This is a genomic window from Pedobacter sp. AJM, assembly GCF_002197755.1.
Classification (GTDB): Bacteria; Bacteroidota; Bacteroidia; order Sphingobacteriales; family Sphingobacteriaceae; genus Pedobacter.
Map to the genome: position 1 here is coordinate 908316 of NZ_NHOT01000003.1, position 25878 is coordinate 934193.

22 protein-coding genes and 1 riboswitch are annotated in these 25878 nt (G+C 38.8%); of the genes, 13 read left to right on the plus strand and 9 right to left on the minus strand.

The annotated features are described in order from the left end of the window. Positions 1 to 18: 18 nt before the first annotated feature. Positions 19 to 1470, plus strand: coding sequence for an alpha-L-fucosidase (locus tag CBW18_RS09690; RefSeq protein WP_088301079.1), 1452 nt, complete (start codon positions 19 to 21; stop codon positions 1468 to 1470). Here CBW18_RS09690 and CBW18_RS09695 read toward each other — a convergent pair. Both CBW18_RS09695 and CBW18_RS09700 read right to left on the minus strand, forming a co-directional pair. Then, entirely contained in the window at positions 1465 to 2217 is a 753-nt protein-coding gene (locus CBW18_RS09695; protein WP_088301080.1) for a bifunctional 2-polyprenyl-6-hydroxyphenol methylase/3-demethylubiquinol 3-O-methyltransferase UbiG, read from the minus strand. The two genes, CBW18_RS09690 and CBW18_RS09695, sit on opposite strands and share 6 nt — an antisense overlap. 135 nt (positions 2218 to 2352) lie before the next feature. Next, complete coding sequence (locus CBW18_RS09700) at positions 2353 to 5529, minus strand: S41 family peptidase (RefSeq protein WP_088301081.1); 3177 nt, start codon at positions 5527 to 5529, stop codon at positions 2353 to 2355. 83 nt (positions 5530 to 5612) lie between these two features. On the opposite strand from CBW18_RS09700, the gene CBW18_RS09705 reads away from it, so the two are divergent. The 4 genes from CBW18_RS09705 (at position 5613) to CBW18_RS09720 (ending at position 8748) form a co-directional block, all read left to right on the plus strand. Further along, entirely contained in the window at positions 5613 to 6884 is a 1272-nt protein-coding gene (locus CBW18_RS09705) for a glycosyltransferase family 4 protein (protein ID WP_253249000.1), read from the plus strand. Positions 6885 to 6893: 9 nt separating this feature from the next. Then, positions 6894 to 7244 (plus strand): PDDEXK nuclease domain-containing protein, encoded by a 351-nt coding sequence (locus CBW18_RS09710; RefSeq protein WP_088301083.1) that lies wholly within the window; start codon positions 6894 to 6896, stop codon positions 7242 to 7244. 1 nt (position 7245) lies between these two features. Next, complete coding sequence (locus tag CBW18_RS09715) at positions 7246 to 7992, plus strand: glycosyltransferase family 2 protein (protein ID WP_088301084.1); 747 nt, start codon at positions 7246 to 7248, stop codon at positions 7990 to 7992. Positions 7993 to 8187: 195 nt separating this feature from the next. Further along, positions 8188 to 8748 (plus strand): type 1 glutamine amidotransferase domain-containing protein, encoded by a 561-nt coding sequence (locus CBW18_RS09720; RefSeq protein ID WP_088301085.1) that lies wholly within the window; start codon positions 8188 to 8190, stop codon positions 8746 to 8748. A gap of 68 nt (positions 8749 to 8816) precedes the next feature. Here the strand turns inward: CBW18_RS09720 and CBW18_RS09725 are convergent, their stop codons facing one another. The 3 genes from CBW18_RS09725 to CBW18_RS09735 all read right to left on the minus strand — a co-directional run bounded on the left by CBW18_RS09725 (position 8817) and on the right by CBW18_RS09735 (position 12096). Further along, a complete protein-coding gene (locus tag CBW18_RS09725) occupies positions 8817 to 9860 on the minus strand; it encodes a hypothetical protein (protein WP_088301086.1) in 1044 nt (347 codons plus the stop codon). A 94-nt stretch (positions 9861 to 9954) separates the two neighbouring features. Further along, entirely contained in the window at positions 9955 to 11148 is a 1194-nt protein-coding gene (locus CBW18_RS09730) for a serine hydrolase (protein ID WP_088301087.1), read from the minus strand. A gap of 72 nt (positions 11149 to 11220) precedes the next feature. After that, positions 11221 to 12096: a lysophospholipid acyltransferase family protein gene (locus tag CBW18_RS09735; protein WP_088301088.1), complete on the minus strand. Its 876-nt coding sequence runs from the start codon at positions 12094 to 12096 to the stop codon at positions 11221 to 11223. 293 nt (positions 12097 to 12389) lie between these two features. Further along, a riboswitch (TPP riboswitch) is annotated at positions 12390 to 12464 on the plus strand. Between the two features lie 54 nt (positions 12465 to 12518). Between CBW18_RS09735 and CBW18_RS09740 the strand changes: the two genes are divergently transcribed. The 5 genes from CBW18_RS09740 (at position 12519) to CBW18_RS09760 (ending at position 18325) form a co-directional block, all read left to right on the plus strand. Next, positions 12519 to 14960 carry a TonB-dependent receptor gene (locus tag CBW18_RS09740; protein ID WP_371566631.1) on the plus strand — a complete coding sequence of 814 codons (2442 nt, stop codon included), beginning with the start codon at positions 12519 to 12521 and terminating at the stop codon, positions 14958 to 14960. A 253-nt stretch (positions 14961 to 15213) separates the two neighbouring features. Then, positions 15214 to 15843, plus strand: coding sequence for a thiamine phosphate synthase (locus CBW18_RS09745; protein WP_088301090.1), 630 nt, complete (start codon positions 15214 to 15216; stop codon positions 15841 to 15843). 74 nt (positions 15844 to 15917) lie between these two features. Next, on the plus strand, positions 15918 to 17210 hold the full coding sequence (locus CBW18_RS09750) for a hypothetical protein (RefSeq protein ID WP_088301091.1): 1293 nt from the start codon (positions 15918 to 15920) through the stop codon (positions 17208 to 17210). A gap of 63 nt (positions 17211 to 17273) precedes the next feature. Then, on the plus strand, positions 17274 to 17834 hold the full coding sequence (locus CBW18_RS09755; protein WP_088301092.1) for a thiamine pyrophosphokinase: 561 nt from the start codon (positions 17274 to 17276) through the stop codon (positions 17832 to 17834). Continuing rightward, positions 17831 to 18325: a GNAT family N-acetyltransferase gene (locus CBW18_RS09760; protein WP_088301093.1), complete on the plus strand. Its 495-nt coding sequence runs from the start codon at positions 17831 to 17833 to the stop codon at positions 18323 to 18325. Before CBW18_RS09755 ends, CBW18_RS09760 begins: the two co-directional genes overlap by 4 nt. A 93-nt stretch (positions 18326 to 18418) precedes the next feature. Here the strand turns inward: CBW18_RS09760 and CBW18_RS09765 are convergent, their stop codons facing one another. From CBW18_RS09765 to CBW18_RS09775, 3 genes are all read right to left on the minus strand, one after another. After that, positions 18419 to 19723 (minus strand): M20/M25/M40 family metallo-hydrolase, encoded by a 1305-nt coding sequence (locus CBW18_RS09765; RefSeq protein WP_088301094.1) that lies wholly within the window; start codon positions 19721 to 19723, stop codon positions 18419 to 18421. Between the two features lie 18 nt (positions 19724 to 19741). After that, positions 19742 to 21574: a M61 family metallopeptidase gene (locus CBW18_RS09770; protein WP_088301095.1), complete on the minus strand. Its 1833-nt coding sequence runs from the start codon at positions 21572 to 21574 to the stop codon at positions 19742 to 19744. 79 nt (positions 21575 to 21653) lie between these two features. Beyond that, a complete protein-coding gene (locus tag CBW18_RS09775) occupies positions 21654 to 22778 on the minus strand; it encodes a DUF4407 domain-containing protein (protein WP_088301096.1) in 1125 nt (374 codons plus the stop codon). Between the two features lie 124 nt (positions 22779 to 22902). On the opposite strand from CBW18_RS09775, the gene CBW18_RS09780 reads away from it, so the two are divergent. Together CBW18_RS09780 and CBW18_RS21660 are read left to right on the plus strand one after the other, a co-directional pair. After that, complete coding sequence (locus CBW18_RS09780; RefSeq protein ID WP_088301097.1) at positions 22903 to 23220, plus strand: rhodanese-like domain-containing protein; 318 nt, start codon at positions 22903 to 22905, stop codon at positions 23218 to 23220. A gap of 125 nt (positions 23221 to 23345) precedes the next feature. Further along, on the plus strand, positions 23346 to 23543 hold the full coding sequence (locus CBW18_RS21660; RefSeq protein ID WP_029281176.1) for a DUF6358 family protein: 198 nt from the start codon (positions 23346 to 23348) through the stop codon (positions 23541 to 23543). Here CBW18_RS21660 and CBW18_RS09790 read toward each other — a convergent pair. Next, positions 23521 to 24552 (minus strand): dipeptide epimerase, encoded by a 1032-nt coding sequence (locus tag CBW18_RS09790; RefSeq protein ID WP_088301098.1) that lies wholly within the window; start codon positions 24550 to 24552, stop codon positions 23521 to 23523. The two genes, CBW18_RS21660 and CBW18_RS09790, sit on opposite strands and share 23 nt — an antisense overlap. Before the next feature lie 108 nt (positions 24553 to 24660). On the opposite strand from CBW18_RS09790, the gene CBW18_RS09795 reads away from it, so the two are divergent. Next, positions 24661 to 25797, plus strand: a complete 1137-nt coding sequence (locus CBW18_RS09795; RefSeq protein WP_088301099.1) for a hypothetical protein — start codon at positions 24661 to 24663, stop codon at positions 25795 to 25797. Positions 25798 to 25878: the final 81 nt, after the last annotated feature.

Genomic DNA, 25878 nt, shown 5'->3' on the forward strand with positions numbered 1-25878 from the left:
ATAGTTAAACGATAAATCATGAGATCTATTTTCTTTATACTTTTACTTCTCTCTTTACATACTTTGGCTCAAACTCCACCGCAACCTTACGGAGCCTTACCATCAAAAAGGCAACTGGCCTGGCACGATGTAGAAATTTATGGCATCATGCATTTTACCCCAACTACTTTCGAAAATAAGGAATGGGGATTTGGAGATGCTGATCCCAAAATTTTTAACCCGACAGACTTTAACGCGGCACAGATTATCAAAGCAGCAAAGGCAGGCGGATTGAAAGGTATTGTTTTAGTCGCGAAGCATCATGATGGTTTTGCATTATGGCCAACCAAAACAACAGCTTACAACATTACCAAAAGTCCGTTCCGAAACGGCAAAGGTGATCTGGTTAGGGAAATAGCGCAGGCTGTACGTAAAAGTGGCTTAAAATTCGGCATTTATTGCTCACCATGGGATAGAAATAGCGCGCTTTATGGAACAGATCAATATTTAGCGCTCTATCAGTCACAGCTGAAAGAATTATATTCCAACTACGGCGAACTTTTTATGAGCTGGCATGATGGTGCAAATGGCGGAGATGGATTTTATGGAGGTGCGAGAGAGAAACGATCGATTGACAACACCACTTATTACGATTGGAAAAACACCTGGGGCATCACCAGGAAAATGCAACCTATGGCCAATATTTTTAGCGATATAGGTTTGGATGTTCGCTGGGTGGGAAATGAAGAAGGCCATGCCGCAGAAACCAGCTGGGCAACTTTTACACCTATGGCCCCAGATGGAAAAAGTGAAGCCGTTCCTGGCCAGGCCAATTACCCCCAAAGCCCTGAAGGGATCAGAAACGGGAAATTCTGGATGCCCGCCGAATGTGATGTACCTTTACGCAAGGGTTGGTTTTACCATCCTGCAGAAAAACCAAAAACGCCCGAAATGCTTTTTGATTTATACCTGAAAAGTGTTGGCCGGGGAGCAGGACTGGATTTAGGCCTGGCTCCTGATCCCCGCGGACAGCTTCATGATGATGATGTAATGGCTTTGAAAACTTTTGGCGATATGGTCAGGAATACCTTTGCCAATAATTTAGCAAAAGGCGCTCAAATCAAAGCTTCAAACAGCAGGGGCAAAAATTACTTTGCAGGAAAGCTATTAGACGGCAACAAAAATACTTATTGGGCAACCAATGACCAGATACATGAGGCTACGATTGAGGTTAACCTTAAAACGGCTAAAACTTTTGATATCATCAGTTTACAGGAATATATTCCGCTAGGCCAGAGAATAGCGGGTTATGACATTGAAATCCTGGAAAAAAAAACGTGGAAAAAAATCTATACCGGCACCAGTATTGGCGCAAAGCGATTAATTAAACTTGAGCAACCCGTTCATTCAAATAAAGTAAGAATCAATATCACAAAGTCGCCGGTTTGTATCACATTAAGCGAAGTGGGCTTCTATAAAAAAGCCTTATAGCGGCTTTTTAGCCTGAACAACAATATAAGGCGATAAACTTTTGCTCTCGAAAGGGATGATTTTGGTGAGCACTTTACCTGTTAACCACACTGCTTTTTTAAACAGCCTTACAGCAGCAGGTTTCTGATTTTCATTTTCTAACCAAACGCTAAAACGACCGAAATAACCTGATTCAATATCTTTTAGTCCGGCTTTTTCGCAAATGGATTTTAATAATTGCGGATTCATACTATTGATATTGTGTTTATCATAGTTTTCCCTATCAAAATTCTTTTGAAACCAGCCGTTAACAGCATTAAAATTTGGTAAAGTAATAAATAGTATCCCACCAGGCTTTACAAAATTGATATGGCGGTTAATAATATCAGCCGTATCATTAAAATGTTCAATTAAACCACAACTTAATACCAGGTCATATTGTTGTGCAGGCTGGTAGCTAAACAAATCTGTTTCAATGATCTGAATATCTTTTTCGTCCAGTTCATTTTTTTTCAGTAATTCATTCACTACCGGGGGATGAACAAAATAGTCTAAAAGTGTGACGTCCAGGTTTAAATATTTCTTTAAAAATACAGCATAATAGCCTGGGAAACCACCCAGTTCAATCGCAGAATTGACCTGATTTTGTTCAACAATCTCTGTAAGCTGGCGATGGAACAAATAATTTTTAGGTAGCTGAACGGCAAGCCCTTTTTTACTTTCCCAATAATTTACCCAAAAAGCCCTGTCGGTTAATAAATTTGCCATATTATAATTCAATTCCGCTCCAAAGAAACGGAAAAGAATAGTAAAACTGAAAGGTAGTATGGCCAAATTGATTTATTGCACAATTGTTATGAGGCTATTGTGTGCAATAAATCAATCCTGCAGCACGATATTGATCTATTTCAAATCCTTTAAAATTTCTGCCACTGCCCGTTCCAGTTGTGGATCCTGATCAGCCAACCTGTCTTCAAAGGTATTTCTCACTAAAATATCAGGTTTTACACCTTCACTTTCCAGATTTTTACCATCCATGGTATAACAGCCCCATGAGGGTAAACGATAAGAAGAACCATCTACCAAGCCTTTTGCAGAAGTGAAAATAATCCATCGGTAGGTTTCGGTACCGATAATTTTTCCGAGTTTTAATTGTTTAAATCCTGCGGCGGTCATCTCCGCATCACTTAATGACTGCTCATTAACCAGCAACACAATAGGTTTGGCTGCAGGTCCGAAATTACTTTGCGGGGCCAGTTTTCCACCACGGTATTTCCATTGCAGGTAAGGCCGTTGAGCGAGAAATTTTAATACTTCATCGTGCACGTTTCCTCCTGTATTGTAGCGGAGATCAAGAATAATGGCCTCTTTATTTTCTTCCTCCGCAACCATATCTAGCAGGAAATTTTCCAACTCTCCGCCACTCATATTTTTCATGTATGAATAGGCAATCCGGTTATTCCCCCATTTATCCACATTCTTCCGGTTATTGCTGATCCATTCATCGTAAAGATTTCCCCTTAAAGTCCCGGCACTCTCCGGATGCAGATTGACAAAAACCTGCTTGCCTTTTCTATCAAAGGTTAGCGTCATTTCCTGATCCAAAGAAGGTTTACTGAAATAATAATCACGATCAATTTTTTCATCAACTTTAATTCCGTTTACCGCAGTTAAAATATCGCCGGGTAATATATTCACACCAAAGCGGTTTGCGTTGCTTTTGGCGGCGATACGCATCACCTTAAATGGATTTTGCTGATCAAAGATAATTCCTGTTTCATTGGTGGTATAATTCAGGTTTTTGCGCTCTTCTGCTCCCGAACTATTAAAACCCATATGCGATGAATTTAATTCACCCAACATATCATTAAGCAGAATCCGTAAATCACTTCGGTTATTTACATAAGGCAAATATGTAGCATACCGGGTTCTCATTTTATCCCAGTCTACACCATGAAATTTTTCATCATAAAAATTTTCATCCAAACCCACCCAGGTTTCATAAAACATCTGGTTAAACTCTGCATTTAAATTGCGGGTGAATTTGTATGCCTGGTCTATTTTATCCAGCTTGTTGGATTCCAGATTGTATTTATTGATGACGCCACGTGATAATATAAAAAAACTATCGCCTGACTGCATAATTGAATTATCTCCACCATCTGTGATTTTTTCTGTTTTATTGGCTTCAAAAGGCGCTAAAGTAGTGCGGTAAAAACCTGGTGCACCGCCTTCATGGTTGGAACGATAAAAGATATAGTTTTTATCTCCTTTTGCAAAAACATCCGTTCCAAACTGCCCTCCGAAACCTGGCCCTACCAGTTCAATCCGGTCTAAAATATTTTGTGTATTAATGCTGATTACATTAGCAGGTTTAGGCGTTGGCTTAGATTTACTGGAATCAGATTTAACTTTTCCATTTTTAATTGTTTTTTCCAATGGTTTTACTTCGGCAGGCTTCGTTTCATTAAACAAATCATCAAATTTATCAGACCGGTAAGGCTGGTCGTAATTGTTTAAAGCCATGCGGTATATATGCGCATCAAACATGCCCATCGGATAATTTGGTTTGGTACGGGCACTGGTAAAATAGATATACTTCCCGTCAGGTGACCAGGCAGGCGCCGTTTCTGTTACACCAGTGTTGGTAAGGTTAATGGTTTTATTATTTTTAATGTGGTGCACCAGAATGTCCTGCTCAAAATTTCTGTATACAGTGAACAATACATATTCATCATTCGGTGAAAAACTTGGAGCCGAATTTTGAAATGCCCAGAACTCATCTGTAAGCAAAGTTCTACTATCAAAAGTTTTCAGGTCCATTAATTTCAATTCGTTCCTGCCGCTCAGATACACTGCCATCGTTTTCGATTTATTGAGGCATATATCCCGGTTATTTGCTTTATCTTTAGTGAGCTGCTTGATTGTTCCTTTTCCGTCTCCGGTCATGCTAAACCAGTTTTGATAACCATTATAGGTTTGACTAAACAAGATTGTTTTGTTATCGGCAAGCCATTTACATTCCATTGCACGCTCGCCGCTATTGGTAATTTTGCGGATAAATTTTCCGTCGACATCGCTTACAAACACTTCGCCACGCGAAATAAAAGCAATCTTTTTACCATCTGTTGAAACATCAAAATTGGAAATATTGCCTTTAACATCATATTCCTGTTCCTTACTCAGCACCTGATTTCTTGATGTACTGATATTTACTTTTTCGACCTTTTTCGAAGCTACATCATAGGTATATAGCTGGTAATCCTTTTCAAAAACCACGGTAGTGCCATTTGCTGAAACAAATGGCCGCTTAATGGAGGTTGCGAAACTGGTTAATCCTGTTTTCTTTCCGTTGATGAAGGTGTACAGGTTATATTCGTCATTCCCTTCATCAGACACAAAAAAGATGTTCCCCTTCTGATCAATGCTGGTCCAGAAATCTTTACCGATATAATCCGTATATCGCTGATAAGATTTTGTTTTCGGATGGTAAGATTGAATATCCGGATTATATGCACCCTTGTAATGCTTCCGGTTTGGAAAACGGTAACTCTCCCAGGTATCATTAAAAAATAATGCCCCATCCGGAGCTTCGGCAATATGATGGGTAGTATTAAAATAATTTTCGAACAACCTGTTTGCTGTTCCACCATTGATGCTTACCTTATAACTCGAAAAAGAATTATACCTTCCTGAAGTAAAGTAAATGGTTTTAGAATCCCAGCTCCAGTTGTCTACTTCATCAGCAGCATCATTAAAAGTAAGCTGCTTAATATCGCCGCCAGCCAAAGGCATTACATAAACATCATGGTTACCAAACTGATTGGACGAAAAAGCCAGCCACTTGCCGTCAGGAGAGATTTTGGGGTTAATTTCCTCACCCTGCATGGCTGTAATCCGATCGGCTACACCACCCTTTACCGGAACTTTCCAGATGTCGCCATCGTAACTGAATACTATTGTTTGCGCATCGGGCGTTAAAGCAGGAAATGAAGCGAAATAAGTTTGATTTTGCGCAAATGTTTGGCAGGGCAGCAAAAATGCCATTGCCGCAAGTGATTTCAATACGGTTTTGATCATGATTTTTGTTTGTTGGCTTAAGAAATTTGAAATTACGCAACAGATTTTATATTCGTAAACAATAAAATGTATTTTTGATTGATTTGAAAGTTTTACACCTAAATACCTACGATGGAAACGGCGGAGCAGGAAGAGCCTGTTTGCGTTTGAGCGATGCTTTAAAAGCTAATGGGATTGACTCACAAGTTCTGGTGTATTATAAATTTGGCCAAAATCCGCAAATTGATACTTTTTCTAAATCTCCTATACAAAAGGCTAAAGCTGTTTATAATATTTTATCCGAAAGGTATTATGCAAAATGGTTAAGTAAATCTGTAAAAACACCATTTAGTGTGCAGTGGTTTGGCCGATCAATTAAAAATCATCCGGCAGTTAAAAATGCGGATATTATTCATTTACACTGGATTAACCATGGTTTTCTAACACCTAAGTTTTTAACAGAACTTGATGAACTGGAAAAACCGATTGTATGGACTTTTCATGACAGCAATGCCTTTACAGGGGGCTGTCATGTTCGTTACGGGTGCGAAAACTTTCATCAGCAATGCGGCAATTGTCCGGTTTTAAAAATCAGCAATAAGGATGATATATCTCATAAAACCTGGTTGCGCAAACAAAAAGCTTACACTAAACTCAATTTCCATATTGTGGCACCAAGCAATTGGATGGCAAAATCAGTTAAGTTTAGTAGTTTACTTGGTACAAGAAAAGCATCCGTAATTCCCAATACCATTGAAACCAGGATATTTAAGCCCTATGTTAAATCGGAAGCAAAGAAAATTCTAAAAATCGATCCTGAAAAATTTGTGCTGATGAGTGGTTTTATGCCTTCTAAAAATGATAAGCATAAAGGCACGCCTTATTTAATTGAAGCTTTAGAAATTTTATCCCGGCGCCCCGGAATTGAAAAAGATAACTTTGAGCTGGTGATATTTGGCAATAAAGATCATGCTGAAATGCCGGAATTTCCTTTTAAAACTACTTTTTTAGGCACAATCAGCAATGACGATCATTTGGCAAAATGTTATTCTGCTGCGGATGCTTTTATTACGCCTTCGCTCGAAGATAATTTACCCAATACGGTCATGGAAAGCCTGGCTTGCGCCACACCTGTAATCGCTTTTACTACAGGCGGAATCCCGGATATGGTGAAGCACATGCAAAACGGTTACCTGGCAGAATATGAAAATGCTGAAGATTTAGCCAATGGAATTGAATGGCTGTATCATCGCCCGAATAAAGAAGAGATTCAGAAAGCTGCGCGATTGAGCATTTTAACTCATTTTTCAGAAGAGGTAATTGCAGCTGAGCACATTCATTTGTATGAAACATTAATTGATTTACAGCCGAAGTAATCATAAGTTATGGAACTATCTAAAAGCCATATCAATAATGTCAAGGCCTTGAAATCGGCAATTATTCAGCGTCAATATAGGGCAGCTGCACTGGTTAATAAAAAACTGTTTAAGCCTGAATATATAGGCAAAATGAATTTTTATTTATCAGCTTTGGATGAGTACATTAAACAACCCCATGAACAGCCATCAATCGGGATTATTCTGTGCAAGAAAAAGAAAAACAAAGTAGCAGAGTTTTCTTTCAGAGATTTTAGTAAAACCATGGGTGTTGCAACCTATAAAACAAGTACCGTTTTACCTGCGGCATATAAAGGTGTTTTACCTGATGTGGAAACCTTAAAAAAATTAATGGATTAGTATGCCTAAATTAACCATCATCACCATTGTATTTAATAACGTTCGGGATATTGAACGCACCATTAATTCTGTTTTAAATCAAACCTATAAAAACATAGAATATATCGTAATTGATGGAAAATCAACTGACGGCACTTTAGCAGTTATTGAAAAATATAAAATCAATATTGCTAAACTCATATCAGAAAAAGATAAAGGAATCTACGATGCCATGAATAAAGGCCTCGCAATCGCTACCGGTGATTACGTTTTATTCATGAATTCCGGCGATGAGCTTTATGATGAGCAAACGGTGGAAGATGTTTTTGACGCTGCACCCGGTGCAGATATCTACTATGGAGAAACGGAAATGTATAACGACAACTGGGAAAGTTTAGGCCGCCGGCGTCATGAAGCACCGGAAACTTTTAACTGGAAAAGTTTTCAGTTTGGTATGAATATCAGCCACCAGGCTATTTACATTAAACGAAGCATTACTGAACCTTATGACTTAAAATACAAATACAGCGCTGATATCGACTGGATTATAAAAGCAACCAAAAAGGCTTATAATATTGTGAATGTTCACCGTTATGTAGCCAAATATTTAGTTGGCGGCATGAGCAAGAAAAAGCATCGGGAAAGCCTGAAAGAAAGATTTGAAATTTTCACGAAATATTATGGATTAATTCCAAACGTTTTAAATCATATTGTCATTGCAGGGAACTTAGCATTTTATTTTATAAAACACAGACGAACAAATGATTAACATCTGAAACATATCTAATTCTTAAGTTTTTTAATGATAATTTCCAGATAACTGAGATTAAATCCAATTCCTTTGTACTTTGTGTAATGGCCATTGTAGCTGACTACAAAAAAAGCGTCTAACTTTAAATTTATAAAAACAAAAATTCCATTAATGTTGTCTTAAATACATCACTTATTTAAAACAGAAAAGATTATGGGACAATTAAGTAACCGCACTATTGCTGTACTTTCAGAAAGCGGATTTGAAGAAGTTGAATTAACCGAGCCAGTAAAGAGGTTAAAAGAAGAGGGCGCAACCGTTCACATCATCTCCTCAAAAAGTGGAAAAATCAGGGCATGGGATCAGGATCACTGGTCTATAGAAGTGGATGTAGATAAAACCATTTCAGAAGCAAATGCTGAAGATTATCATGGATTATTATTGCCTGGAGGAGTAATCAATCCTGACCAGCTACGTGTAAATGAAGATGCCATTGCTTTCGTGAAATCATTTTTTTCAGATGGGAAGCCAGTTGCAGCAATTTGCCATGGCCCGCAAACATTAATTAATGCAGAAGTAGTAGAGGGTAGAAAATTGACCTCTGTGAAAAACATTTCTAAAGATTTAATTCATGCAGGCGCGTTATGGAGTGACGAAGAGGTTGTGGTAGACCAGGGTCTGGTAACCAGCAGAACTCCTGAAGATTTACCAGCTTTTAACGATAAAATTGTAGAGGAATTTGCAGAAGGAGTACATGAAGGTCAGCATGCCTAAACGTTTTTAGACGCTCTTTCTAGATTCACTCAAAAAGCGGTTGGTAATTTTACCAGCCGTTTTTAGTTTTATAGCTTTACCTGCCTGATGATATTTTTGATATTCAGTTCAATTATATCTGTCATGTTTGTACACTTCAGATAATTGGCATCCTTAAAGTAATCACTCATACCTTGTTTCAAAACGGCAATATTTTCGGGCGTGGTTAATTCTTCTTTATTAGATACATCCCGAAGATCTGTCAGGCGATGTCGTTCGCTCCTGACCCGATGCACAATAGAAGACCGTTCTTCCTGCTGATATTGCAATACGGTTTTTTCGGTAAGCTGTTCCATACTCATTTTTACATAAGGTAGGTTCTCTTTAAAAAACTGCGGTAAGTATACCTTCAGGTTACCTTCATAAAACTGCTGATCAAAATCGATTGCACGGATTCTAAACTGAATATCATCAAAATCAGGTGTGATTTGCACCACGAAGTTATAAGCCCTCATATCGCCCAGCAGCATAATCAAACAACGCTCATTAAACTTTACAAATTCTTTGGCAATACGTGTTGGATTAAATTCCGGGGTATATAACTGACCCTTTGTAAACACATCTCCAGGAATGCCTGCGATATGTTCTTCTACCAGCGTATCACCATCAACCAGGTAATTGACCTGGTTTGGAGATAGAATTTCTTCCATTTCCAAACCATAAATACGGGAGGCATCGGCCTTTTTAATGTAGAAATAATCGTAAACATCATTCAGGCGGTTAACGATTCTAATCCGGAAGGGATGGGTATTTCCAAAAGTGCAATATTCAATTTTATCAATGTATTTATGTTCTACAATACGCAGGTTTCCTGATGCCTTCAGGTTGGCATAAATCTCCTTTAAGCCATTGTGTAATGTTTCAATCAGGTCTTGCGCATAAATCGGACCTTCCCAAAGCGAATCCTTTCCGAACTTATCCATTAAAGGGAAAGCTTCATTAAACTGCATTAAATCATGATAGCCAATGGGCAATTTGGCTTCACGCTGGTATTTGCGCAAATACTTTTGTAAAGCTGGTGTAACCGGAAAAATTGGTTTTTTTTTAAGGATTTTTACGTCTTCGTTTTCCATTCAGAGACAATGTAGCATTTTAATTTTTTTTACCACAGAGAAAACAGCGTAAATTTTACCTCTTTCTCTTCGTGAAACACCGTGCGCTCTGTGGTTAATTCCCTCTCGAATAATGAAATGGCAAACCGGCTAAGTATCTGCTGATTTTCCGGTAAGGATAATCACCGGCACCATGCTCCGCAAACTGGACAATAATGGTTCCGGTTTTGGCATCTACATACAATCGCTGTCCCAGCATGCCCTCCGCAGCAAAATCGCCTTTCTCTCCTGTTTGCGGAATCCACCATAAGTGATGATGGGCTGATTTTTGCCAGCCTTTTGCAGATGCGGGTACTTCTTTCCCGATATCAATTGATTGTTCCACCCAATCTTGAGGCACAATCTGATTTTCCTTGTATCTTCCGCCGTTCAGGTATAAACGGCCCACCTTTGCCCAGTCAATGGCCGAGACCTGAAACCTGCTGGCGGTATTAACCAGGCCATTTTTCTGATCCAATCCCCAGCTTGCATCCTGCTCCGTCCCCATTTTCTTCCACAGTTTCTCTTCGGTATATTTTGCCAGTGTTTTTCCTGTTGCACGAACAATTACCCAGCCCAGCAAAATCGGATCGATACTTTTATACTTCCACACCGTGCCTGGTTTATTTACCAGTTTCACTTTCATCAGCTCCGCTTTCATATCACTCGTATAATAGTATTTGGCTTCATCCGAGAAAAAAGCTTTAATTATTCCGCCATAAGCATCTTTAAATTCCAGTCCGGATTTCATGTCCAGCAGGTTTTTCAAGGTAATATTTTTAAAAGCCGGATTAGCCTTTAATTCCGGAATATAATCCGTTACCTTTTGTGATAAATTCTGAACCTTACCATCTTTCAATGCCTGCCCCACAAGAACCGAAACCATACTTTTGGCACCAGAAAATACAGTAGTTAAGGTAGTATCAGCATACCCTTCACTATATTTTTCATACAGGATGCTGTCATTTCTGATGACAATAAAAGCATTTAACTTCCCCTTTTTAAAATATTCACCAAAGGGAATGGATTGATGGCTGCCGTCGCGAACCTGAAGGGTATCGATGTCGTTTCTCATTCTCTCTGCCCGAATAAAATGAAAGGCTGAATCGCTTTTATGAATCACTTCCTGAGGAAAAACTTTATAGGTGCTTGCATCAGGGGTACGATACCACAGCACTTTCAGCAGATACGGTTGCCAGATGAACAGGCAGGCAAAAAACAGCAGCAGAAAGCCAAACACATAAATGAGGGTACGTTTAAAAGTTTTCATGGATAATCCATTAGGCAAACAAATATAAAAGATTAGTGCCTGTTCCTTTGTTCTGCCTGAAAAAATTTCTGTTTATGCGGCAGGCTTATACTTCCACCGGCGGTGGCTCCATAACCAGTAAGCGGGTTCTTCTCTGATGATTTTTTCTAAAAAACGGGTGTGCATTTCAGTAATCTCAAATTCATTTGTTTCCGCAGGATTTAAGCATAAGGGAACACAGTCTACTTCATAATATCCACGTCTTAAAACCTTTACCTGTAAATAAAAGATAGGCCGGTTTGTTCTTTTCGCAATCTTTTCAATCCCCAGCTGGATGGAGGCCTGTTGGTGTAAAAAGGTGGTCCAGTAATGTGACTCGTCTCTGGATGGTGCCTGGTCGTTCCCAAAACTAAACATGCTCGGTTTATTTTTGCCAGCAGCCAAAGCCCGCATGGTCTGGCGCATAGCGATGAGCTTATTCCCGAAGCGGCTTCTTACTCCTTTAAACCATCGGTCAAAAACCGGATTGCTCAGGGGCTTGTAAATTGGATAATGCGCACAGGGGAAATTCAGGCCAAGACCTAAGGTACCCCATTCCCAGTTTCCGTAGTGTGCGGAACAAATGAGGATACTTTCTCCCCTCTTTAAATAAGATAGAGCAAGTTCCTTATTTTTAAAGACAAACCTTTTTTCAATTTCTGACCGCGAGATGCGGCTCATTTTTACCACTTCAAAAATCAATGAAGCCAGATACCGGTAATATTTCTTTTCAATATTGATGATTTCTTCAAGTGTTCTTTCCGGCAAGGCATTCTGCAGGTTCTCTCGGACAACTTTTCTGCGATAACCAATAATATGGTAAAGCAGCAAATAAACACCATCAGCCAGGACATATAAAAGGGATAGGGGGAGCAAAGACAATACACCCAACAGCAATATACCCAAATGAGAAACGTACTTATTGATCACACGAGATTAGTTGAAGCATAAAATTAAAAAGGGTCTAAAAAATTTATGCCATGCTAATGTTAGATTTAAAGTGCTGCTTTCAGTTTGAACTTCAACTGACAAAAAATACCGGAAGTGATTAATTTTACCTGGTTATTTTATAAATAATTAAATAATCGTTAACATATTTTTATACATTTGCGCCATCATTGGGGGTGCCTTGTTTGTTATGAACACAAAAACGGGCTGAGATCATACCCATTCTTAGGTAGAAGGCTAAAGCTGAAAAGGAAGAAGGTAAACCCTCTGCCTTTAAACCCTCCATCCCTCTACCTGAGATGCACCTGATCCGGATAATGCCGGCGTAGGGATTGGAGTTATGGAAGTTTAACTAAAATCGGGAGTACCCCTATTTCTGATGGGTTTAACTAAAACAAAAAACATTGAAGAATTTACTTTTTACCGCGCTTGTTGCAATGTTACCTTTTCTGGCATCGGCACAAAATGCCATTACCGGACGAGTAACGGATAACAATCAAAACACCCTACCGGGTGCAACCATCAAAATCAAAAACCAGCGAACTGCGGTATTAAGCGATGCGGATGGCAATTATACCTTAAGTAATTTATCGAACGGGAATTATATCATTCTGGTCAGTTATGTGGGTTATAAAACGCAGGAAAAACCGATCATGCTTAATGGAAACAACGTATTAAATTTCACGCTGCTTCAACAAAATTTCCTGGCAGATGAGGTAATTGTTCGGGCCACACGTGCGAATGAAAAATCAGCTACCACCTATAAAAACGTAACCAAAGCCGAGATTGAAGAAAATAATTTCGGACAGGATTTGCCCTTCATTCTGCAGAACACACCAGGAGTGGTGGTGAATTCGGATGCAGGTGCAGGTGTAGGCTATACCGGAATTCGCATCCGCGGAAGCGACAACAGCCGGATTAATGTCACCGTAAATGGTATCCCCGTTAATGATAGTGAAAGCCAGGGAACTTTTTATGTTAACATGCCCGATTTTGCCTCTTCAGTAGATAATATCCAGATTCAGCGTGGTGTAGGTACCTCTACCAATGGCGCAGGTGCTTTTGGTGCCAGTTTAAATATTCAGACCACAGCCAGTGAAATGGAGCCTTACGCCGAGGTAAATAATACCTATGGCAGTTTCGATACCTGGAAAAACACGGTAAAAGTAGGGACAGGTTTAATCAATAATCGTTTTAGTTTTGATGGCCGCCTGTCAAGAATCAGTTCTGATGGCTATGTTGATAGGGGAGCCTCACTCTTAAAATCATACTTTCTTTCAGGTGCTTATCATGGCAATAAAGATTTGTTAAGGGTAAACGTATTTGCGGGATCGGAAAAAACCTATCAATCCTGGAATGGAATACCTGAATCAAGATTAAACAATGATGTTGCCGGAATGCAGGCTTATATAGAAAGGAATGGTCTGAATGCTGATGATGCTGCGAACTTACTAAATTCCGGCCGCCGGTATAACAGTTTTACTTATCATAATCAAACGGATAATTACTGGCAAAATCATTACCAACTGCTGTATGCAAGGCAATTTTCTGATCAATTCTCATTCAACGGGGCTTTGCACTATACAAAGGGAGAAGGATATTATGAGGAATTCAGGACAGATAATAAGCTAAGTGATTATGGTTTAAACCCGGTTATCGTTGGTCAGACAACCATAACCAATACAGATTTAATCCGTCGCCGCTGGCTTGATAATGATTTTTATGGGGTTACCTATGCCTTCAACTATGTACCACAAAAAAACTTAAACTTTACAGTTGGTGGTGCATACAATGAATATAAAGGAGCACATTTCGGACAGATTATCTGGGCGCAATATGCATCCAACGGAAATATAGACAGGCATTATTATGATAACGAAGGTTTTAAAACTGACTTTAATATTTACGGAAAAGTAAATTATAGTCCTATTGAACAGCTAAGCTTATTTGCCGATTTACAATACCGCAGGGTTTATTATGATATTTCCGGAACGGAGAATAAACTAAATACACTGGCCATTAATGATCAGTTAAATTTCTTCAATCCAAAATTAGGTGCCACGTATTTCATCAATACTGAAAGCAATTTATATGCATCATTCAGCGTAGCCAATAAAGAGCCCAACCGTGATGATTATGTAGATGCGGCGGCAGGTGTTTTCCCAAAACCGGAGCGCTTAAATGATGTTGAACTTGGTTACCGTTTCAAAAACAGCCGCTTCAACTTAGGTGCCAATGCTTATGGTATGTTTTATAAAAACCAGCTGGTGGTTACCGGAAAAATCAATGATGTTGGTGGTAACTTCCGTCAGAATGTAGATAAAAGCTACCGTTTGGGGATGGAGCTGGATGGTTCATACACCATTAATAAATCTTTCGCACTGAATGCAAATGCAGCATTCAGCAGAAACAAAATCAAAAATTTTACGGAATATTATGACGACTACGATAACGGTGGCCAGGTGGTTAATCATTATTCATTAACTGACATTTCCTTCTCACCCGCAGCCGTATTATTCGGCGAATTGGTTTACAAACCGGTAGCAGGTTTTGCCATTGCCCTGCAAAGTAAATATGTCAGCAAACAGTACCTGGATAACACGCAAAACAATGATAGAACAATTAATGGCTATTGGGTGAGTAACGCACGTTTAGGCTATAACTTTAAATTTGCAGGCGTAAAAAATGTCAATCTCGGTTTATTGGTGAATAATCTGTTTGACAAAAAATACGAAAGCAACGGCTACACTTACGGTTATCTTTCAGGTGGAAGCAGGATTACAGAAAATTTTTATTACCCACAGGCAGGCACTAACTTGCTGTTGAATTTAAATGTAAAATTTTAGTCTTTATCATTTTTTTAATTCTTTGCCCCATCAGTAATGTAAGAAAAAATAAGATAGACTCTCAACTTATATTTTCTTACATTACTGATCTAATCCATTTGCAGAGATGAGTTGGCAAACATCCTCCTGTCGGTTAATGCTGTTTGAAAAGATTAGCTGTTCAGCGTAATTGCCCTTACAATACTTTTATGTAGTTCATCCGATATATTCATACCTTCGGGTTTATACTTTCGCCCAACCGAATCACATCATTATGAAATACATTGAGAAACTTCAATATATCACGCACGACATTCCACAATTAACACATATTGAACAAGCCCAAATGGCTTGCGAGGCAGGTGCGAAGTGGATACAGTATCGCTGTTTAAATAAAACAGATGAAGAGCTTTTAGCAGAAATCAATGTTATTGCCGAAATTTGTGATGATTGGGGTACAACATTAATCGTGACCAACCATATTCATTTAAATGGCCAGGCTGATATTCAGGGATTTCATATGGAAGATCTGGACGCAGATTTTATCGCCCTGCGCAAATTAGTAGGAAACGATATTACTTTAGGAGGCACTGCACATACCATTGAAAATATGCTCAGATTGACTAAAGCAGGAGCAGATTATATCGGACTTGGTCCTTTCGCAAGCACAAATACTAAACCCAATGATTTTTCCCTTTTAGGCGTGGAAGGATATGCTACCATCATGCCACAGCTTGAATCTCTAAAAATCACTACACCCATTCTGGCCGTTGGCGGGATAAAAACTTACGATGCAGAAGCTTTAATGCAAACAGGCATTTATGGAATCGCCGTATCTGAAGCAATCTATTCTGCAGATGATTTTATTGAAGCTTATCAGGATTTTTACAACTTAGTTAAATAAATTGCTGTGAATTAACATTTTATAATTTGAAGCCAGTTGGATATTTTTTAGTTTTGGGATAAATCCTAACCAGCATGTCAGAAAATGTTTCTCAAACCAGCCCCCCCTGGAATATCTATACAAAAATCGCTTTCAGGTTTTTCTTTCTCTTATTGCCGCTTTTTATCATCCTAAACAATAACGGAGCTTTCCCATTTCTCTCGGGCATATTGCAGCTACCAAGCTTGGTGCTACATCATTTCATTCCGTGGTTTTCCAAACATGTCATCAATTACAATTACGATTTTACAATCACCACCAACGGCAGTGGTGATACCTCATATGATTGGGTATTATTGCTTTTTATATTTTTGGTTTCAGTAATCGGCTGTATCATTTGGTCAGTTTTCGACCGCAAACGTAAAGGCTACAATGCGGCCTATTATTGGCTCGTGGTACTGGTGAGGTTTTATCTGGCCTTTACCCTGATATTATATGGTTTATTAAAGGTAATCAAACTTCAATTTCCCGATCCTTCGTTAAACAGACTTTTACAACCTTTTGGCGATGCCTCACCTATGGGCCTTGCATGGACATTTCTGGGCTTTTCGAAAGGATACAATATCTTTATGGGTGTTGTAGAAGTTTCTGCTGTTTTATTATTGTTCCGCCGAACGGTAGTGGTAGGTGCCTTTTTATCCCTGGCGGCAACTGTACATGTTATGTCGATGAATTATTTTTTCGACGTACCTGTAAAACTGCTTTCAACCGCGCTTGTAGTCATGAGCCTTTTTATTCTGGCCCCTCATTTCTTAACACTGTACCGTTTCTTCATCAAATATGAAAGTCAGCAACTCAATAAAATGTACCGCCCTGCTTTTAAAAAGCGTTGGTTTTACATTTCGGCCTATAGTTTGAAATATCTGTATATCACCGCCTCAATGATTACTTTGCTGTATACTTTCATCCAACAAACCAAAACTTATGGCAGTGTGGCACCTAAAGCCTTTTTATATGGTATTTATAATGTAGAAGACATGAGGCTTAACGATAAAACATTGCTTCCGTTAACTACCGATAGCATCCGTTGGAAACAAATGGTGATCAATTACACAGGTTATGCGAGGATAAAAAAGATGAATGATAGTACAGTCAATTTCACTACTGTTTTTGATCAGAAAAAGAAAGAACTGGTATTAAAATCTACCGCTAAAGATTCATCAAAATATGTGTTAAGCTACCATCTTATTGGAAAAGACAAGCTGGTTTTCTCTGGTTTGAGCGATCAAGACGCTATATCGGTAAGCTTTAAAAGGAAAGATCTTAACGATTTCAGGCTCATTAACAGGGGATTTCATTGGGTAAGTGAATACCCTTATAACCGTTAATCATTTTACCTGCAGCTGATTCTTAATGTACCGTACTTAATGCGAAATTTATATCTTCGCATTATGTCATCACACCATATTGTAAAAGAAAAACAAGAGCCGGCTTTATATATAGATGAGCTTGGAAATTTTAACGAGGAGTTATTGGGTCAACTGTTGGAGTGGAGCCCAACACTGTTGGTTAATGGTGAAAACTATGATAAAATTTTCTCGCTTGGGCTGAAAGTGGATGTGCTGGTAAACGGAAAAACAGAAGATGTACAGGAAGACACGAAAATTATTCAGGGCCCGGTTGATGCCTTAATGGTTGCCGTCAACTATTTATATGAAGAGAAATATCCGGCGGTTAATGTCATTGCCAAAAAATTTGATTTAGAAAAATTCGCTGGTTTCGAAGACCAGATTAACCTCGTTGTATTCACAGAAAAAGCGAAACATTACCCTATTAAATCTGGTTTTTCTGTATGGAAGCCCGCAGGAAGTGAGTTTCTGATCCACGGAAACCGATACCTGGAAGTCACCAATCTGACGCAAACAGAAGAAGAAATTTTTGTAGTGGTTAAAGATGGCTTCGTAGAATTTACTTTTTCCGGACAACCCATTTTTATCAGTGAACCCATATGATTACATTAAGAAAGGCCAAAGAGCAAGATATTGAGATCATTCGGGATATTGCTGCAGCAACCTGGCCATCCACCTATCTTGAAATTATCGGCCAGCATCAGATTGATTACATGCTTGAAAAAATGTACAGTAAGGGGGAATTGTTAAAGCAATTGATGGAAGGGCATATTTTCTTAATTGCTGAGGATAATGAAACCCAATATGGATTTGCCGGTTATTCCATTATTGACCTTGAAGAAAAAATATACAAACTCCATAAGCTTTATGTGCTGCCATCAGCCCATGGTAAAGGTGTAGGCAAACTGCTGATCAATGAAATTTTCAATCAGGCGAAAGAAGCCGGAGCATCAGCATTACAACTGAATGTTAACAAGTATAATAAAGCAAAAGATTTCTACCTGAAAGGGGGCTTTACCATCAAAGAATCGGTAAAAATTGATATTGGTGAAGGCTTTCTGATGGATGACTATGTGATGGAATACAAATTTTAATCTTCATTAAAATTTAAAAGCCTCAAATTATAGTATTGAACTGATAATTTGAGGCTTTTTTATGTTAGGCTATTGAAACTAAAAACGAATATGCTATTTTAATTTTGGTATTCGGGTGGGCGTATCTATGCCATTTACAATGGAAGTTGCACTCTTGGCAATCGCCTTAATTGTTGATAAAATATTTTCCACATCCAGTGTGCTATACTCATCTTTCACGGTATGATAAAACTTATCGACATCAATCTGATCCGTACTAATGGTGTGTGCCGGCACGCCCAAAGCAGCTAAAGTTGCATTATCACTTCTATAAAAAAGATTCTGTTCGGTGTAGGGATCCGGATGGAAAGTAAATTCTGTGCCAGCTAAATTTTTCTGTAAAATCTTTCCAAAATCCGACTTATCATAACCCGTAATAAATGCGGTGTTTTTACCGAATTTAGAATCTTTCCCAATCATTTCAATATTAAACATGGCTACCACATCATCAGGATTTAATTTTTCTGAAAAATACCTTGCGCCAAAACCACCGATTTCTTCAGCCGTAAAGGCCACAAAAATCAAGGTACGTTCATTATTTTTTTGTGTTTTATAATATTTAGCCAACGCAATCATAGCTGTTGTTCCTGAAGCATCATCATCAGCTCCATTCGCAATGCTATCCCCATCTACTGTTTTAAGTACGCCTAAGTGATCATAATGCCCGGAGAAAACAACCAGTTCTTTAGCTTTTGATTTACCTGGAATTACACCTGCAACATTGAACAATGGCATTTGGGTTACCTTGCTTTTAAAAGTTGCTGAAAAATCTGTTGCGGCATCTTTACCTAACACAAAAACCTGTACAACACTAGTCGTTGCTTTTATATCTTTTTCATCAACAGTTGTTGGCTTACTAAAATGGTCTCTATAGCGGTTAAAAAGATCTGCAAATTTACTGTCTATCAATACGATCTGATTTTTATTGGTATTCAGCATAGCCCTAAACTGAGCTACAAATGGTTTTTCAGGATCTAATTTAACAATTGTAGTGTTGGATTTATCAAGCGTAACACTTTCTGTGGTGATGCCCGTAACCATTAAATTTTCGGGGGCAATCTCTTTCCCATCAATTTTAATCGTTTTGCTTACGTTCGCAACCTGATATTTATAAAATGTCTGTCTAAAATTTTTTTCTCCTGTTAAGGGTTGAAGTCCTATCTTTTTAAATTCAGACTCGATAAATGTAGCTGCTTTATCTATACCTGGGGTAAAGGTTTTACGCCCCTGCATCTCATCACTGCTTAAGGTTTTGATCAGATGGTCGGTATATTCTCGGGTGATGATTTTATCAATGTTTTGTGCGTTGAGCTGTAAACTGGCCAGGCCAGCAAGCGCTAAAAAAAATATTTTCTTCATAAACTATATATTTTGCTGTTATTTAGATTTTACCTGCGAGTTTAACCAATTATCCCTGAATTTTTGCAAAGCCGGTGTTAATGTTCCTCCGGTTTTTTCAATTGCGATGATTTCCAAAGTGGGATTTTCTGTAAAAATTAACCGGGTTGTTTTTTCTTCACCACGATAAAGGTAGCTCACCGGAATGCTATCGCCAGGCTGGTGTGCTGCAGTTACATGATCCATATCGGCAATGGTTTTAATTTCTTTTCCATCCATGGTTAAAATAATATCCCCGACATCTAAACCTGCCTGGTAAGCGGGAGAACCGATTAAAGTTTGTGGTAAAACTACTTTGCCGTTTGTAAAATTTAACCGCCCGAAACCCGCATATGCCTTTCCGGGATTAGCTTTACGCAATACAAAACCAGCATGAAGCAAAAGCTTTGCATAGTCATTTTTATCTGTTCCATAAACATACTGACTAAAAAAATCCTTTGCAAATGCTTGATTTTTGGTCAGCTCGCTTAACGTTTTTTCCAAATCAGGAATAGTATAAGCAATTTCAGGCTTCCCATAAGCTTTCCAAAGTGCACGCATGTAATCATCAAGTGTGAGCTTAAATTCAGCACGTAAACGGAGATCGAGGGCTAAGGCCGTAGCTGCACCATAAGTATAGTAAGAAAGAAAAGTATTAGCTGCATTGGTTTGATCAATTGCCACACCGGCATCAGCAAATACGGCATAACGACTGGCCTGGATGGGTGAAAAATTCTTTGCTCCCGGGGTATTCAAAACTGAATTCACCATTCCGGTGAAAGCTTGAATAGCATTATCTACTGTTTTTAATCCGGATCTGGTGAGCAGTAAACCGCCGTAATATTGTGTAAATCCTTCTGCCAGCCAAAGTTCATCACTCATATTAGAATGTTCAAAATTGAAAGGCTCCAGTGTTTTCGGACGAAGACGCTCTACGTTCCAGCTGTGAAAATATTCATGCGAAAAGGTGCCCAGCAAATTGGCCTCATAACCTTCAATTTTTGGCGTGCGCTGCACGATAGAAGTAGAATTCCGATGCTCCATTCCATCACCGGCATTATCCGGATATACATCATCAAGGAAGTAATAATTACCATAATCATAGCTAGGAAATTCGCCCCAGACGGCAAAATGTTCATCCACCATCTTCTTCAGCATTTCTGCATACTGGTCTATCGTTTGCTGACTATCGTTAGCATGTGCAATGAAGTGAATGGTCTGTATTTTCCCATCCTTGTTTTTAACTTCCCACTTGGCTGTTTTATAATCCGCTATTTCTATCGGACTATCCATGAAATACTGGAAATTAGGCGCAAAATAAGTATCGTTAGCCAATGGTTTGAGCTGAGTGGCTACTTTCCATTGCGGTTTGTCTTTATAATCAAACTTTACCAATCTCGGACGATCATCCATTCCCACCGGAAAAGCAAAAGTTGCCGGAATGTTCATGTGTGCATGTGTTTCATCGAAACCGGCATAAGTACCGTCAATCCAGTTGCCAAACAAGGTATAAGTAACTTTTACATGGTTGCCATGCGATGGAATTTCATACACATCACCGGCAGATTGTTTGATGATTAATGCCTTCCCATTTGCATCAAAAGCTTTAAGATGATAGATGTTTTTACCAAACTCATGTGTGGCATATCGCCCGGGAGATGAGCGGCTCATCCTCACGATTAAGTTTCCGGCAGGAACATCAGGAATGCTCATGGTAATTTCAGCTTCATGATGGATTGCATTTGGAAACGAAACGGTATAACTAATTTCATTTTGAGCGAAAACGCAAAGCGAAAGCACACTAAATATGGTTGTGCCTAAAAATTTCTTCATAAAAGAGGTTTGATGGGCTTAAATTACTAAGAATGCGCGAGCTAAGATGTAAAATAATTAATAACATTTAAGCTGTTGGTTAATCCTGGTCCCAATCGTACTTTTCCAGATCCCGGTACGCTTTTCCTTTAATGATTTCTTTTCGTTTGGATGATTCTGCATCAACCCGGGTTTCATGAATGTTAGCGGCTACTTCAAAATGAAAATCCTTATCTTTTTTAGATTGATAAATGAACACATCATCGCCGTCAGCCGTGGCATAATCATAAGGTCCGCGGGCACTCATGAGTTTTACGAAAACAGGCAGGCATTCAAAAAAGACAAAAAGCAGGCCGATAAAAGTTACTGCGGTGGCGGTATTGTTATCCCGCGTGCCGTCTACATTAAATTTTAATTGTCCCAGGGCCCAGTTCCGATCAGCAAAACCCGCCAGATTAGCCAAACTATCCAGTTGCTTTTTGGTATACAGTTTTTCGGTAAACAAGCCGTCAAATGCCTTGCGCTTATCTACAAATGATTCCGATTTATTGATATTTGACCGTAATGAATCAAGCTCTACCTCCCGCTGCTTAATTTCTGCCTCTTTACGTTTTGCATAAGGTCCGTAGCCCATCACACCAGAAGTTTCTGTTGTTTTATTGCCAAAAATTTCGAAATTTAATTTCTGCCGGTCAGCCTTGATTCCTTTTTCCAGTGAATCACGTGTGGCTTTCTGCTGCTTGAGCCGTCCAAATTCAACCTGGTATTTATTTTCAAAAGCTTTATTTAAGGTGTCAATTTTAGATCGTTGCCCATTCAGGTAACTAACTTTTAAGCGTTCTTTTATTTCCTTATCAAAAATTTTAAGCTCAATGGGTCTGGAAATAACCACCCCGATCATGATCGCCAGTAAAATACGAGGTGTTGCCTGTAAAAGCTGCTTGCCTGTGCCGGCACTTTTGTTAAGGCTTGATACGATATACCGATCCATGTTAAAAATAGCCGCACCCCATAAAAACCCAAATATCAGCGCAAAAACAACGGCTAAGTCATCGCCTTTAAAAACAAAGTACATGGCGTAGCCACCAGATAAGGCAGCAAATAATCCTGTAAAAAAGATAGTGGCACCAATGCCTGTATATTTATTTTGCTCAGATGGATACTTTTCCAGTGTTGGGATATGCGCACCAGAACAAAACCAAAAGAAACGATTCAGCTTGTCCATTTTATTTTATAGTTAAACGCCTAAGGGTTAAAGTTGTTACAGACCAACATCAGATTATGTGGTATTTTTTTGATGTTAACCGTAAAATTGAATTCCCTATATTTGCATAAACACAAAAATCAAAATGAAAGAAATATCGGTACAAGAACTAAAAGAGAAAATCGACAATAAAGAAGATTTTCAATTAATCGATGTTCGTGAAACATTCGAATATGAAGTTTCCAACCTGGATGGTGAAAATATTCCACTAGGCGGAATTTTAATTGAGGCTGATAAGGTTTCGAAAGATAAACCGGTAATTATTCAATGCCGCAGCGGAAAAAGAAGTGCAGCCGCAGTGATGCAATTGGAAGCGCAATACGGTTATGAAAATTTGTATAACCTAAAAGGTGGGATTTTGGCCTGGCAAGAGGCTTTTGATCCAAATATGCCTGTATATTAAAATAATGAGTGAATTTTGAATGAGTGAATGAAGCAATCGCTGGGCAACTCGATCATTCTTTCATTCAAAATTCACTCATTTCCTCATTCAAAATTCAATCATTTCCTCATTCAATCCTTTACACTGTGGGTAAAAAATTCGCACTAAATATATTTTATAATCTGGCCATCATCCTTTCCATTTTTGGTTTAGTATGGTGTTACAATAATGCCAAATACCTCCCTGCGGGATTTTTAGTAGGTGTAGTTTGCTGTTTATTTTATTTTAAATATCAGTTAACCAAAGACATTCGAAAATCTTTTAAAGAAAAAGATCCGAAGTAACCCCCTGTAAGCCCAAGCCTGGCATATGCGTTAAAGTATACTTTCCCTTTTCAAAATCTGGGTCAGTAAATGGATTATTTTTGGTTAACCAGGGGCCATCTAAATCTGCCCAGTTACAAAGTGGTGCCAGGGCAGCGGCGGCCAATGTGGCGCAACTGGTTTCACTCATGCAGCCAATTAACACTTTCATTCCGAAAGTACGGGCTTTCAAAATCATTTGATGGCCTTCATACATCCCACAACTTTTCATCAGTTTAACATTGATGCCATGATAAGCTCCCTTCAGTTTATCCATATCGCTTAAACGCTGTACCGCTTCATCTGCAAGTAAGGGAATCGGGCTGCGCGCTGTTAACCAGGCATTTCCATCAGGATCATTTTTATCCATAGGCTGTTCAATTAACACCACCCCCTGTTGATGAAGCCAATAAATCAGATCAATGGCTTTAATCCGGTCAGTCCAGCCTTGGTTGGCATCAACGTAAAGGGGAACATCTGTCATGCTCCTGATGGTTTGAATAATTTCCCGGTCATTATCCCGTCCCAGTTTTACTTTAATGACTTTAAACCGTGCAGCATCTTTTAACTTTTCACGAATGACCTCGGGCGTGTCAATCCCGATGGTGTAAGAAGTTACCGGCATTTTTAATGGATCTGCACCATATATTTCATAACAGGGCTTATTTAAAATCTTCCCGTTAATATCATTCAAGGCAATATCAATGGCGGCTTTAATAGCTGGCTGACCAGGTGCTACTTGGTCCAGATAATGAATAATCTCCTCAAAATTAAAAGGATGTGTAAACTGGCTCAGATCTACCTTTTTCAGAAAAGCCTGTGCCGTTTCATCACTTTCGCCCATATAAGGCACCATAGATGCTTCTCCATATCCCACCATTTCACCATAATTAATTTTCAACAGCATGATGGGGGTGCTGGTACGTGTAAATTTGGAGATCGAAAAAGGATATTTTAATTCTAATTCAAAAGGCTTGTAACTAATCTTCATGATCAATCGTCTTCTTAATATATGACTGGAAATTTATCATTAAAATCTAATCATAGGATGAATAAACATTTGATTATATTCATCCAATAACTACTCAATGCGCTGTTTATGAAAAACCTTTCAAGATTACGGTATTTTATTTATTTATCCATCATCATTGTGGGTGGATGTACCACTGGAAAAAATGCCTTGCAAAAGGGCGATTATGATGCATCAGTTGCTAAAGCAGTTGGCAGATTACAAAATTCGCCCAAAAACAGCGAAGCCATGCAGGTATTAAAAACAGCCTATGAGCTGGCACTACAGGATCACCTCCGGAAAATTAATGAGGCTAAGCTATCCAATGATTTATTCAGATGGGAATCGGTAATGTATGATTACCAGAAAATCAACCAGCTGTCAGATGACATTTATACCTGCCCTGCTTGTTTGGTTATTATTCCTGCACCGGCAAAATACGTAAAAGAACTTGCCGATAGCCGTTATAATGCCGCGGCTGCCCGTTACAATTCTGGTATGGGTTACCTGAATGAAAACAATCGCCTCTCGGCTAAAAAAGCTTATTACGAATTTGAGAAAGTGCAAAACCTTCAACCCGGTTATAAAGATGTTAAAACGAAACTGGATGATGCTTATTGGGCGGCAGTTACCCGTGTGGTCGTTCAGCCAATCATCGTGAACAGGGGGCCATATCAGCTAAGTGGAGATTATTTCCAGCAACAAATCAATCAGTTCATGAGCAGTTATGCCCGCAATAAATTTGTGCTCTTTTATCCTGAAGAGCAGGCTACCAATGAAAAAATTGTTCCTGATCAGGTATTAAGTTTAAATTTTGATGATTTTGTGGTAGGCCAAACCTATGTAAAAGAAAGGGTAGAAAAACTGAAACGCGACAGTGTGATCATTGGCGAAACGAGAGATAAAAAACCTGTATACGGAACGGTAACTGCAACCTTAAGTATTTTTGAAAAAAGTATTTCCTCTTCAGGCTTATTGGATATGACCATTACAGATTGGCAGAGCCGGAAAATTATTAAACAGCAAAAATTTCCAGGCACTTTTGTCTGGAGAGACAGTTGGGCAAGTTATCAGGGCGATGATCGTGCACTGAATAAAAACCAATTGGCCATGACCAGAAGAAAAGAGATTCTTCCACCACCACCTGCAGCCTTATTTTTAGAATTTACCAAACCGATTTATAATCAACTGGTGGAGAATATCAGTTATTTTTACAATAATTATTAAGGCTATTTGTAATCACCGGTCAGCTTTCCATCATATGCAGATGCTTCATAACTCAGCATGGCTCGAATTACACTAGTCATG